The sequence below is a fragment of the Lachnoclostridium sp. An76 genome (assembly GCF_002161355.1).
Taxonomy (GTDB): Bacteria; Bacillota; Clostridia; order Lachnospirales; family Lachnospiraceae; genus Mediterraneibacter; species Mediterraneibacter caccavium.
Genome location: NZ_NFHL01000002.1, coordinates 488,693 through 502,170, shown reverse-complemented (window position 1 = coordinate 502,170; position 13,478 = coordinate 488,693). Strand labels below are relative to the sequence as shown.

The window sequence follows — 13,478 nt, the reverse complement described above, 5'->3', positions numbered from 1 at the left end:
TCCTTTATTTCGCAGGGAAAATCCAATACTGACGGGAGGTTGCGTGAATCTCCGTCATCATATCGAACTCCCGGTTTACATAGTTTTTTTGGTCACTGTCATTCGGATCATTGACCAGGACTTTCCCGTTTGCAGTAACTCCCTGCAGCACGATGAAGTGTCCGCCGGAAGTAAACAATCCCGGCATCTGGGAAGAGATTACCGGACAGCCCTGGGAAAGAGCCTGCAGTACGGTATTCGCATCCGTAGTTGTTGTAACAGTTCCGCATCCGAAGTGATCGGAGGCGGCCTGAAAATAGGACCACTTTGTTCCATATCCAAATGAATAGTAAGCGTTTCCACACCATGCGACGGCATCTGCAGGAGTAATCGTCGAGTCGGTCAGATAGCTTGCAATCATGGCGAAAGCCGTAGGCCCGCATCCACAGTCGGCAATAGAACCGGAACCGTAAGGGATATTGGAATATTCGGTCTGGATATAAAGTGGGATCTGCATTCCGTTTGCCGGATAATTCCCACCGGTTGACGTGATCACATAATATCTCAGAACGTGATCCACGTAGTCCTTATCACCGTATACAGAATAGTTCCAGCCTGGGCGGGAACACATCATTTCAGAATAGGCGGCAGCGTTCTCTTTGGTATATCCGCCATCGCGTTCCATTGCCCAGTCAATGTAGGCGGAACCGAAATTATAACCCTGAAGGGCCAATTTAATCCGGTCCAGGTCGGTTGGTCCGGTACATCCTGCTTTTGTGAGGACGGATCTGAGTGCCTGTATCCCGCATTCGATAGAATATTCCGGATCTGTAATCCCTCCGGGCGTTCTTGGGTAGCGTGTGTTATAACCGCTCTCAGATGCCTGCATGGGATCACTTCCCTGTCCGCCGGATTCCTGCATCATCACGGCCAGAACAAGTTCCACGTAATCGCTCATGCCATATTGAGCCGCAATCCGCTGTACAGTGCTTCGGTAAGCCTCGACTTCTGCAGAGACGTTGGCAACGGCCACACCAGAGGCGCTTCCTCCGAAAAATGTGGTCAGGTTTTCCGCATAGTCAGAAGCAAGCTCTTTCTGTTCATCATCCAGATGAAACACATGGTCTGAAAAATAAGTATCCCCGGCATATTGAATGTAATAGGTATGCCGGATAAAAGTTACTGGCTCGGAACCTTCTTCTGCTTCTACAGTTGCCTCCTCAGAAGAAACAGTATAAGAAAAAAGCCCCTCTTTGTTTTCCCGGATTAGCGCCTTTAGTTGGTTTGTGTTGATATTTTTGTAATCCTCCTGACTTGCACAGAACTGGGCAATCAACTGATTGGCATTGACAGCAATCATATTGGCATAGGGATCTGTGATTACAGCAGTATCCCCTTCTGGAAGAGCTTCAATGGCTGCATTAACCTCAGCCAGAATTTCATCATGGCACTCTTCCAGCACCTTGACGATTGCCTGGTTTGCGCTCTGCAGGTTCTTCTGGATCAGGTCGTTATCATTGAGTGCGCCGGTATCATCTGTTAAGGAACCGAAGATCAGACCGGGAAGCATAAGAATAAAAAAACTGCCAGAATCGGGATTGCAAGGAGCGCTGCCAGGATCTTCAGGATGGTATGCTGGTTCGCGATTGCAAGACCGAGGGCAGCTCCCAGGGGGCCTGCGACAGCAGCACCTTTTGCACTCTTGGCAAACAGGGAGAAGGTTCGAAGCGACCGGATATGGGAAACAGCGGATGTGCCTACCTGAACTGCTTCATCCAATCCACTCTGTTGTTCTGCCATATTTAGATGCGATCCTTACGCGCAGGAGCAGGCGGGACTTTCTGGACAATGGATTCCTGGTAGGCAACGGCTCCGTTGTCATCCTGATAAGGTTTCTTTTCTACTGTGTCCTGTGCGTATTGTTTATACCAGGTGGCTCCGTCTACAGATTGAACGGTTTCATAGTCGCCGTTTGTGGGAGCCATATACTGATCCGATAGATACATGGCAAAATCCCGGGATTCTCCATCTAAAGTTTCTGTACCGGTAATGCGGCCACCGCCAATTTCCATATTGGAGTACTGCGGGAGCGGTTCGGAGGTTGATGTGTTTTCTGCATCGCCAGAGCGTAATCCCATATAGGAAGCGTAGGCTTTCGCAGCATCATCACCGGTAATGGAGCCGACCTGTCCGTAGCTGCCTTTGGCAATATCACCGATAACCCGGTTGGCGAAATCTCCGCCTTTCTGCAGAGAAGACTGATACATGGAATTTCCGATGCTGCCGCCTTCGGAATAACCGGTCGCTGCATTGACAGCACTGCGTTCCATCTGCCGTCCGACTGCACCGGCGAGTCCGCCGGAGAGAAAACTTCCGCCAACTGCGGCGCTTCCGGGCGACGATACTTTGCGGTATCCTCCGCCGCCACCATGACCACGGAGTGCGCCTGAAAGACCGCGGCCGGCAATTAAAAGTTCTGCCATCATATTCCCGCCGGTGTTGCCGACATTAATTCCTAGGGAAGCCATAAAGCTGTCAATCTTCTGTGAAACCTTCAGGAAAGCAATGGCGCATAGAAACCAGATAAATATATTTCCGGTTACGGTTTCTTTACCCTGATCCGCCACAGCCTGTTCAACTTCTGCTTCTGTCAGCTCTGCTGCAAAAGCGGTACTGGAGAAACAGAACAGGATGCAGACTGTAAGGATCAGGAGAATAAGAGTTTTCTTATGATTCATGAATTCCTCCCTATTTAGTCAAGTGTTTTTTCCCTTAAAATCAAGGGATTTCTAAGTTTCTATCTCAGATGAATGAGCCTCGATCATGAGCATTTTTCTGTATCTGGTACGAAAATAGATGGTTATAGGTATACGAAATAAAACGTCTCTATTTTTCCGTTTTACATGGCCTTGTATATACCCATCCATCTATGGCGGCGCACCTCCCGTGTCTACCAGGATCTCTGTACATTTCTGTACTGGTCCTCACTTCCTTCGTTCCGCCTGCCCATAACCAGGGTGTCAGCTTAGCTCCTTGCCTGGGTCTTGCCCTATGGAAAATATTCCTGCCGACTACTAGCTCCTTCTTTGTAATCATAACATTTACTGACTTGCTTCCCGTGACAGCGCTGTTCCCAGCGGACGTTTCCCTCCCACGTTCTGCCTTTTCTTCTGCTTCTCAACAGTTCTTTCAGTCATCCGTTTTCTTCCCGGCGTGGCTGAGGTCAGCAGACAGTTCTCTTTATATCTGACTGCTCACTTCAACCACGTCAGTCTTCCTTCGGTCAGCTTATCTTCTTATGCAGCCTGGACACTCACCGCGGGTCTCCTGATATCTCCCAGCATCTTTTCTCCATCGTAATCTACACCTTTTGTCAGTATGGCATAGAAGACTCGAAGAACTTTACATGCTACCGCTATCACCGACTGCATCTTCTTCAGGGGGTTTTTCTCTCTTGTTTGATAATACCGATGGATCTCCCTGAATTCGCCATTTTTCCCTATTACAGATATCGCTGCTTCATACAGCACATATCTCAGTCTCTTCCGTCCACGGTAACTGATATGGCTTTCCCCCGCATGCTTCCCGGAGCTGTTCTTTACGATCGCATATCCTGCCAGTTTCTGCAGCTGCTTTGGATCATCAAACCTGCTCAGATCGCCGACCTCTGCGATAAATCCGCATACCGTTTTCAGTCCGATCCCTTTGATCTCAAGAAGTTTATCTACATAGGGGACTTCTTTGATCTTTGCTTCTATTTTAGCCATCAGGTCATCCATGCGGCTGCTGTACTTCTCATAGTCCTCCAACAGGTTCCGGATCTCCATACTTGCCGCTTCTGGTGCTTCCTGGCTCCCAACGCTGTGCTCCGCTGCCGATAACAGGGTCTTTGCCCTCTTCATCCCGGCGCCCCTCAGCTTTGCGTTCCGCCAGATCTGATTGATTCCTTCTGCTCCCAGTTCTTTTATCTGCACCGGAAGCGGAGCCTCCTTAAGCACCATCATCCCGCTTACTGCATCCAGTTTCCCATAAACGTCTTTATATTCAGGAAAATAGATGCTGATCCATCGTGCGATCCGGTTCCGGATCCTTGTAATCTCTTCCTGTGTCTGAAAGCGCAGATTGGAAAGGCTTCGGATTTCTGCGTAAACCCCTGTTGGAATATAGGGATAGGAAAAGCGTCCTTCATTTACCAATGCAGCGATAGTCTTTGGATCTTTACGGTCATTCTTGTCGGGATTATTGTCGTCCATCTCCTTCGATTTTTTTACATGGTGCGGATTCACATGAACCGGTCTCATTCCGCTGTCCTGCAGGAACTTCCCAAGATTGAACCAGTAATGTCCTGTTGGTTCCATTCCGGGGATTACAGCAGTTTTACCGGCTTTCTCCTTGATATCCTCAACCCATGCCATGAATGTCAGGAATCCGGCTTCATCATTACTGAACGCCAACGGTGTATCAGAAAATTCATAATTACGCCAGTCGAATGCCCTTACGTAATGAGTTTCACTTCCGACATCAATCCCAAGGACTAAAGTTTCTTCCGTAATAGATGCAATTTTTGCGTTTTGTGTGTTATACTTCATTTCAGATACCTCTCTGTTTTATAAGATTTTACTAACCGCTCAAAGTCAGCAAATCTTATTTTACTCTGAGGTATCTTTTTTTCTCAACCACCTTTCATGGGATTCCCTATATTTGAATTATACAGGAAGCTCCTTTATAGAGAAAGTGGGTTGGCGAGAAAGGTTCCGACCATTGTTGTAAACAGCCGCAGGCACCAGGCGTTCATCAGCAATAAAAAAAACTGGCCGCCGAGCATCCGGCACCAGCTTTTGAAAATATTGGATGTTGCCTTTGAAGCACCGGTCGCAAAGGCGACAGGCGCAGTATAAACGAGCACTCCGAGAAGAATGTACCGCTCTGCAGCTTCAAACAGCAATTTGATATAGTTCCATGCAAGGATCAGAACCAGAATCAGCGCGATAATAGCCACAGCTCCGTTTGCACAGACTCCTAAGATGACTGTGATAACGGAGTTAAAACTGCCGAACTCAAGCGGTGGAAGATCTTCGGAAAGAATCCAGCTATACGGAGTACCTGCAAGATCGAGAAGCAGATTTACAATATCGTTGGCATAGAAAATCAGGAAAATAAATATAAACGTCATAATAGACAGTTTGATCGGATCTTCCGCTTCCACCCCGATACCTGCGAAATAGTTTTTGAACAGTTGCCAGATCCAGTTTAAGAGGACCAGGCCCAGTGCAAGGGCAACAAAGATCTCATACATATCTTCCGCCGCTGGAAAATAACGAAGGAAGGTGTCCATAGAGCAGCCCAGCGCACCAAGTACGGATGTAGTAATCAGATCCAGCGCATTCATTACCTGCTCTGCGATCCATTCCACGATCCCGTCTAAAATGCCCAAAAGAACGCCCCCTTTCTTTTAACCGTTCCACTGTCCGCCAGCGAAGAAGGGGGTGATGTAGGCCATGATAAAACCTAAGCCGTTTAAGATGGCCCAGGTAATAATGATTCGTTTCAGCCATGCTCTGGACTCATCCACAGTCTTTCCGGATTTGGAAAAATTCATCAGAAGTAGAGCCACAGAAGCTGTAACGACAGCGGCAATCGTGGAGATCAGAACAATCTGGTTATAGACATCCTGCATGATCTCTTTCGCTTTATCCCACATGTTTGCGGCGAGGACCGGCTGTACGTTCCCGATCAGTAGCGTTGTAAGAAGAAAGGCTGCATAGAGGACGGCGCCACGGTTGATCCTGCGGTGTTTCTGGTTTGGGTTAATCACGTAAGTACCTCCTTTAGTTGCACCGGAATCTCAGAGGAGACTCCGGTGGTGCTTATAGTTTCCAGCCTCCTTTGCGGTCTATGCCGCAAGCATAAAAGAAAGCAGCCTGGCCAATCAGACTGCTTTCCGAATCAATATGAAGTTGTAGTTTGCTCTCACCTCCTGAAATACCACACTGTCCGGGAACAGAGGCGCGTCCCGTGTGCTGTATTCCGTCTGCATATAATTTTGACAATACCAATCTTAGCATATGGGATTTACCGTTACAATCGCATGAATGTGCCATTTAAGGACATTTCTGTGACAGAAGAAAGTCAATCAAATAGATTGAGGCTATATAACGAATAGATACTGTTTTGACGAGAAGGAAATACATATACTAGAGGTACACGATTTTAACTAATAGATAGAGAAAACGGAGGTGGTGCGATGAAAGGGATAGGAACAAGAATAAAGGCGGGGAGAGTCGCCGCAGGGCTGACGCAGGAGCGTCTGGCAGAAAAAGTCGGAATCAGCAGTACCTATCTTAGCGCCATCGAATGTAATGTGAAAGATCCGAAACTTGCAACATTTATCAAGATTGCTAATGCAATCGGCGCATCTGCAGATGATCTGCTGGCGGATGTCCTGAACGTAAAACAATATGAGCAGTATATTGAACGTGAGGAGCGGATCAGGAAACTGCCGTTGAAAGAACAAAATAAAATATATCGTATTCTGGACGTGATGATCGAGGAAGCGGAGAAAGAGTAAAGAGCCTGTGGGAAACCACAGGTTTTTCTATTGGAAAGAATTGGCAGAATATGAAGAAAAAAGCAATGAAATACGCACTATATGATGAATTTGTATCTGGATTTTGTTATAGTAACTCTAATAGAATTAGTTTATACAGCTAAAAGAATGATAAGGTGAGTGGATGAAACGATATCGGATTACAATAATTATTGGCGGTCTGATGTTCCTTTCCGGTCTTGCAATTGGTTTGGGACTTCCGGCAATACGTGCTTCGATGCTACAGGTGGATTCTCAGGAAAGTGAACAATGCCAAGTCCCGCAGGAAGCGGTAAAGAGTGCTTTGGACAATAAAGAAGAATGCTGTCTGTGTGGCAGCAACAGCCGGAGCCTGATGGGAATGTATCGGGGGAAAGATGATCTGGGAATTATTTCTTTGAATAATTGGTATGTTCTGGATATGGGCGTTGGAAAAGATGCTGACGAAACTATAAGTGGTCAGAACTCCTCAAGGATTACAGCGACTGGAGAAGACGGCTGTATTTTTCATGTGGATCTAAACCATGCTCGAAGGATCTCAGAGGTACGGATAGAATACGGTGAGGAAAATTACTTTGATGCAGATAAGGTGCGAGGATATCTCTGCTAGACGTGTTTGGATAAACTGCTTGATGTAATAGATGGATATGGAGATGCGGAATGTCCGATAGGCTTGTGTATGATTGATTTTCAGACACAGGAATTGTACTCCCTGCAGGAACAATATGTCACTTATTATATTCGGGATTATTATGTGCGGTTGGATCAGACGGAGGACGGGGTGGAAATTGAAGTGGTGTATGCGCCGGAACAAAAGTAAGAGGGAGCTACAGTAAGGAATTACGATTCTATTATCAGTAAATAACCTTTTAATAGGATAAGATAATCCCCGAAAGAATAGCGTTCTATACTGATAATAGTGTGGATTGTTATTGCAATCTTAAACGTAACGGAAGACTAATCCCTGACTATTAGAAAAGAATTATGCACTTATACTAGAAAGGAATGTCTCCTAATGTAGATTGCTCAGGCGATTAATGAATACATCAGTATGTATGGATTGTGATTGGCTTAGTTTTCGATATGGTAATATAAAAACGAAACTTTGTTAGAGATGTAAAATAATCCGTCCAAATGAATACTAATATGTTATAATATATACGTGGTGAAGGGTTCTTAAGTATTGGTGATTAAAGGACCTTTTTTATATTTAAAGGAGCAGACTGTTTTTGTTCGCTTGAAGAACAAGGGCTAATTTACCTTAAGAAGGAGTACGAGTGTTGAAAGAATACAATGAGATAAGATGGCTACATATATCAGATTTGCATATTGGAAACCCTGATAGTTTGTGGCTTGATCCGACTTTACGTGACAGACTGAAGGGATTATTGAGGATTATTGGATCGATTGATTTTGTCCTAATTACCGGTGATGTGATACATCAAGGGAAATATCAGGATAGAGATATGGTTCAACAGGCTGAAAAATTAATTAGTGAAATAAAGAAATTCTGCCCACATATTATATTTTGTATAGGAAATCACGATTATGTGCGTGATGATGCAAGGTTTACTCTGTTGAAGGATTGGGAGCAAAAATCTTTAGATGAAAAAATAAAACAGCAAGAGAATTATGCGTCTAAATTACGGCCTGATTTTGAAAAATTTGAAAAATTTTGTAAAGGTGTTGCAGGGCAAGATAATTCGATCACAACAAAATCTTATATATATGATAAAGTGTCGGGGATAAATATTGTTGTTTTAAATACTAGTACTTTTGCTGGACAACCGGTTTTGGATGAGAAAGGTAATATTATTAAGAACGATGGAATAGTTGAGGTAAATGATCAGGGGAAAATGTGGATGTGTGTACATGATTTCCCTGATGTTTCGAATCTTGATAGTAGGAATCCAACAATCGTAATTGGCCATCATCCATTGCAGATGTTTGAAAAATATTCCCGAGAGAAGACATTAGAATTTTTGAAAAATTTACCGGCTAAGTATTACTTCTGTGGCCATATACATAAAAAAGAAGATAGAGAGATAGAAGGTATCACGCAATTAGCAAGTGCAGGATTATTTAAAGATGGTTACAATATCCCTACGGTTACTTTGTATCAGATAAAGAAAAATCAAAATGAACATATCGATATAGTAGACATATATAGTTTCAGTGATGGAGAATGGAACAAAAATACCAATAAAGATTCCGGAGCAAAAAATGAGAGAAATCAGAGTGAGTTGTATCAAAAGGAGAAAGAAACTGATGTGGATGATACTAAAGGTCAGATTGTATTCCCGGTTACTGACACATCTATAAGCGATGGAGCTGTTCGGATTCCATATAATGGGGGCATTTTTAATCTTTATCTTTCTAAATCGGCAGGGATGGATATGGTTGTACCTCATATGCATAAGGATATGGATGAAGTGACATATGTTGTAAAAGGAAATATATATGGTTATATAGGTAAACAATACATTGAAGCTTCTGCAGGAGCGGTTATACTGATGCCTAAAGGGGAATTTCATTCCTTTATCCCAAATGAGTATCCGTGTGAGCTTATTACAATGGGAGTGGAAACAGGTAACTATAGAAAATATGAAGCTCAGTGGAACGAAGAAATCGAACAGATTGAGCGGTTGAATCAAGAACTGGCGGACGGTGAAGGGGAAAAAGCTGGAGCAATCTATGACGAGCTAGTTAAGTATTTAGAGTCAACTATACTTGAGGTACGGTGGAAAGCGATAGATGTATTGAAGAAGCACCGTTCTCGAGAAGATGAAGACGGATATATAGAGGCTATCGTAAAAAGAATAGTTATTGAGTCATTGAAGAGTTCAAATACTGAAAGGAAATTATTCGGTATTAATATGGCTTATGAATTCAGGATTAGTATTGTTGCAAAAGTAATACATAGCCTTATGACAGATTTGAATCATTTTATGTATGCATGGAACTGTGCATATTACCTTATCGGCGTTAGACCGAATATTGACTACGATAATCTATATAACAAATTATTGGAGCTGGACTCAAAAGAGTTGTCTGAACATCAGAAAATAAGCCTTTATTACGATAAAATAATTATTGTGCTGATGCAATTGATAATAAAACACAATAGCAGACATTTCGATGCAGTATATGAACAAGAAAAGAACAGATTACAATCTGGCGTGATTCCGATTGATGACATTATAATTCATTTTGTTCTATGGTATACATCGTTTAACAAGCTTGGGGGTGACGTGTTGAATTATGAAGAGGCGGTTAGGCAGTTACCGGAAATTGAAGGACTAAAAAAAGATGATATTTTACGTGGAATGTTGAGCTTCAATAATTCAAAAGAGAGATTTAAAGTTTTAAAAGCATGTAAAGAAAAAGGTGTGCTTGCCGAAATAGTTAAAGCATATTTTGGTTCTATGAGGATAGAACAGGAAAATAAGCCGGAGGAAAACTCAACTAAGGAAAATGTAAAAAAATACCTACGCATTATTATATCTGAAAAATGTAATTTGAATTGCCTTTACTGCCATCACGAAGGACGTATTGATTCGCTTATCGGTTCTTCTATTAAATCTAATCCGGAGTTTAAATTAGAAGAATTTCTTGAGCAAGCTAGGAAAAACGGGTTTTCAAAAATAAAAATAAGCGGTGGAGAACCTTTGCTTTATCCAAATATCATTGAGATATGCAATAAATTCCAGAAAGATTTTGAAGACATTGGATTTACAACAAATGGAACTCAAATTACCAGACTAAAGTCGGAATTGGATAAAATCAAAGGTAGCAGTTTGTCATTTAATGTTACATTAAATACATGTAACAGCGAGAAATATAAGGTTATCACTGGAGGGGGAGAGTGCCTAGAAGATGTAAAAGCAGGGATAGAGTATCTTGTCAGCAATAAATTTCAGGTAAAATTAAATTCCGTTATCACAAAATACAATATCGAAGATATAGAGCATCTTGTAGCATACGCTGCAAGGCTGAAAATAAATATAAAGTTTTTGGATTTGTTTCCGGTAGGAAAACTGCCAAATGAGTTTCAGCATGTATCTATAGTTGAGATTAAGAATCGGTTAAAGCAGCTTTACGGAGTTAATGATGATGACTTTTATCTGCAAAAAGATTATCTGTGCATGAAAGCAATGGGAATAGAGATTATGATTCCTAAAAGAATATATTCTTCGGACTGCATATATAATTGCGAAATGTATCCCTGTGCAGAGGGAATTTTCGGTATGCGTGTATATGAAGATTATTCCTGTGCGCGTTGTTTTAATGGAGAGGTATTCGGGGGTGGATTAGAAAAATTCTCTGAAAATGTTGATAAAATACGAAGAGAACTTGATTTGATGAAGTTTTCATTTTAAAAAATGTTAAATAGAAAGTGGAATAAATGGAAGTTCAAAAATATATAGTTCTTTTATCATGTATTTTACGTAATCGGCATCCAGACCGGAGAAACAGAGGACTTGAAAAATTCAAGCCCTCAGTGTATAATCTGGGTAGAAAGGTAATCAGATGCAAGATCTGATGCCCTCAGTTATATCTATCAAAAAAGCGATAGCATCTCGAACTTTAGGCGGTTATGGGATGCTATTTCTTTTTGTCGTTATGATGATCTATGTAAGATAAAGCCGCAAAGATTACAAGCACTAATGTCATTACTTCCATAGCGTTCATTGGCATCACCCTCCTTTGTATCTTAGAGGGCTGACAGAAATCGCATCCGTTTTTTTCTCCCAGATTATACCAGACAAATATACCATGGCCGGCTTCTGTTAGCAATAAGATCGGGGTCTAAGACGATACCTTATTCTGCCAACTTATTCATAGGGAAATATTGAAAAACTGAGCTTTCTAAGCGGATGCCAGCTACATTTTGCAAAGATAAAATAAGGTGGCACAGTGAAATGTTGAGTGCTATAATTTTTGTAAAAACGGTGTAGATAAAGGGGTTAAGATGACAAGAATAAAATATGGTTATTTGCATTGGAATGATACAGATATATTTATACAGAAGATAGAAAATATTAGTCAAAAGGTTACACAAGATAATGTAAACGATTTTTCTATTAATGATGTCCTTGAAATATATAATATACTTTGTTGGATGAAATCTGATAAAAAGATATATCAGAAACAAGAGGTATTAAGTCAGCTTTCGTTACAATATGAAAAAATATTAGAAAAGTACCTTGGCAGATATATGAATCATATCATTGATGAGAATCTTCAAAACTTATATGATGAAATAGAATGGGAGTATAAAGAAGATTTTTGGACACTATTTGAAAGATATAAAATATATAAAAAAGTAAGCAGTGGCACATTCAAAAAAGTTATATATAAGTCTGGAGTGTCGATAACACAGATATTGGAGCATTCCCAGATAGTAAAATTTTATACTGAAGTTTTAAGAGAATGGTTTTTAAACACTCCCGACGCAGCGAAAATACTATTAGATAAATATGAAATTCATCCTTTAAATACGAAACACTCTATCTGCTTACCAGAGCTCTCAGAGGATGATATTAATGAGATATTTATGAATTATATTAATTCACCTTTAGCTCATATCAATTATTTGGAAATTATATATGGTGTACGCAGTAATGCTCAACTGCCAATTAGTGATAAGGTGAAACTGAATGCTGCAAGAAAACGAAAAGAACTTATTACTGACATGGAGAGAGAAAACAAGGGAGTAAAAATAGATCATGAGATTTGTGTATCTTTTCGTGACTGTACAATCCCATTAGAGGAGGAACAGGAGAGCCAATGCCAGTATTATATATATGATCGCAAGTGGATTGCCAATAATAAAGATTATCCCACATTACTAAATAATTTTATTTATTTGTTCGGGTTTGCCGATCGTGAGATGCGGATACCGCTCGTAAGTAAGAAATCTGAGATACCAATCTTAATGGAAAAAATAATTATTAGATCTCAAAATGATTATTTAGCTGGAAGTACATTTTATATGAAAATGGCATTGGCGTTACTTCAGGTAAAAGGGTATTATCAGGAGTTAGCAAGGCAAGGTGTATTATTAGAAGATGTCATACAGTGGTTCTTTAACGAGTATCTTAGAGATGAATTTGGTATCTCTGGATTTACGATTAAATTGCCATCGGCAAGTAGTTCATATTTAGAAAAATGTAGGCATATGTTACCAGAAATGGAGTCCGTGTTAAAGCAATTTAAATTATATGTTGAAGATGGTGAGATAGATCATGAATTATTGCAAATGACATCAGGTACAGTGGGGGTATCACAAATCCCCAGTCTACTTAAAAATAAATATATTTATGGTACAGGTTCAGAATTTGAACATATACAGTATTTGCTTTTTTCAGATCAATGTTTGTTACACGGGGTTTCCCGGATAAATAAAAACTATAAAAGTTTTTCCGAGTTAATAACACATGAAAATGTTAAAAAGGAAGATTTTAGCGAGGCGTCTTTAGATGATTTAGAATGGCTCGCGAAAAATGGTTGGATTCTGTATGACAAAGATGGATATGTGAAAATAAAAGATTGGTATCTGTTTTCTATTATGTTGGATTTGCATAAAAATGAAGTGATAAATTCCTATTATTATTCCCCAGAGTTTAGGAGATTATTTGACTTACTTTATGATAAAAGAATAATTAAGATGGAAAGCACACTTTTTTCACTTCCAGAGCAGAATTGGATAGACTATTTACTCAATAAATCAAAATATAATAATGGGCTTGATATCCGAAATAAATATATGCATGGTACACAATCAGACAGTAATGATGAAGGAGTACATTATCAATACTATTTTTACATATTGCTTTTACTCATCGAGTATATGATAAAAATAAATGATGAGTTTTGTACATTTTTTGATAATAATAATGAATCAAAATAG

General features: G+C 40.7%; 10 protein-coding genes. 4 read left to right on the top strand and 6 right to left on the bottom strand.

The genetic code is table 11. The annotated features are described in order from the left end of the window. Positions 1-4: 4 nt before the first annotated feature. The 6 genes from B5G27_RS17040 to B5G27_RS06390 form a co-directional block, all read right to left on the bottom strand. Complete coding sequence (locus B5G27_RS17040; protein ID WP_330399001.1) at positions 5-1,549, bottom strand: lysozyme family protein; 1,545 nt, start codon at positions 1,547-1,549, stop codon at positions 5-7. Continuing rightward, a complete protein-coding gene (locus B5G27_RS16390; protein ID WP_242958250.1) occupies positions 1,534-1,779 on the bottom strand; it encodes a hypothetical protein in 246 nt (81 codons plus the stop codon). The genes B5G27_RS17040 and B5G27_RS16390 overlap by 16 nt, the downstream gene beginning before the upstream one ends. Before the next feature lie 2 nt (positions 1,780-1,781). Further along, entirely contained in the window at positions 1,782-2,717 is a 936-nt protein-coding gene (locus tag B5G27_RS06405) for a hypothetical protein (RefSeq protein ID WP_087178075.1), read from the bottom strand. A gap of 558 nt (positions 2,718-3,275) precedes the next feature. Next, a complete protein-coding gene (locus B5G27_RS06400) occupies positions 3,276-4,568 on the bottom strand; it encodes an IS110 family transposase (RefSeq protein ID WP_087178074.1) in 1,293 nt (430 codons plus the stop codon). 134 nt (positions 4,569-4,702) lie between these two features. Then, positions 4,703-5,413 carry a hypothetical protein gene (locus tag B5G27_RS06395; protein WP_087150775.1) on the bottom strand — a complete coding sequence of 237 codons (711 nt, stop codon included), beginning with the start codon at positions 5,411-5,413 and terminating at the stop codon, positions 4,703-4,705. A gap of 18 nt (positions 5,414-5,431) precedes the next feature. Next, entirely contained in the window at positions 5,432-5,794 is a 363-nt protein-coding gene (locus B5G27_RS06390; RefSeq protein WP_206414018.1) for a fimbrial protein, read from the bottom strand. Between the two features lie 429 nt (positions 5,795-6,223). Between B5G27_RS06390 and B5G27_RS06385 the strand changes: the two genes are divergently transcribed. The 4 genes from B5G27_RS06385 (at position 6,224) to B5G27_RS06370 (ending at position 13,478) form a co-directional block, all read left to right on the top strand. Next, complete coding sequence (locus B5G27_RS06385; protein ID WP_087150776.1) at positions 6,224-6,547, top strand: helix-turn-helix domain-containing protein; 324 nt, start codon at positions 6,224-6,226, stop codon at positions 6,545-6,547. Positions 6,548-6,710: 163 nt separating this feature from the next. Next, complete coding sequence (locus B5G27_RS06380; protein ID WP_087178073.1) at positions 6,711-7,175, top strand: hypothetical protein; 465 nt, start codon at positions 6,711-6,713, stop codon at positions 7,173-7,175. Positions 7,176-7,845: 670 nt separating this feature from the next. Beyond that, entirely contained in the window at positions 7,846-10,944 is a 3,099-nt protein-coding gene (locus tag B5G27_RS06375) for a radical SAM protein (protein WP_162611204.1), read from the top strand. A gap of 593 nt (positions 10,945-11,537) precedes the next feature. Next, positions 11,538-13,478 carry a hypothetical protein gene (locus tag B5G27_RS06370; protein ID WP_087178071.1) on the top strand — a complete coding sequence of 647 codons (1,941 nt, stop codon included), beginning with the start codon at positions 11,538-11,540 and terminating at the stop codon, positions 13,476-13,478.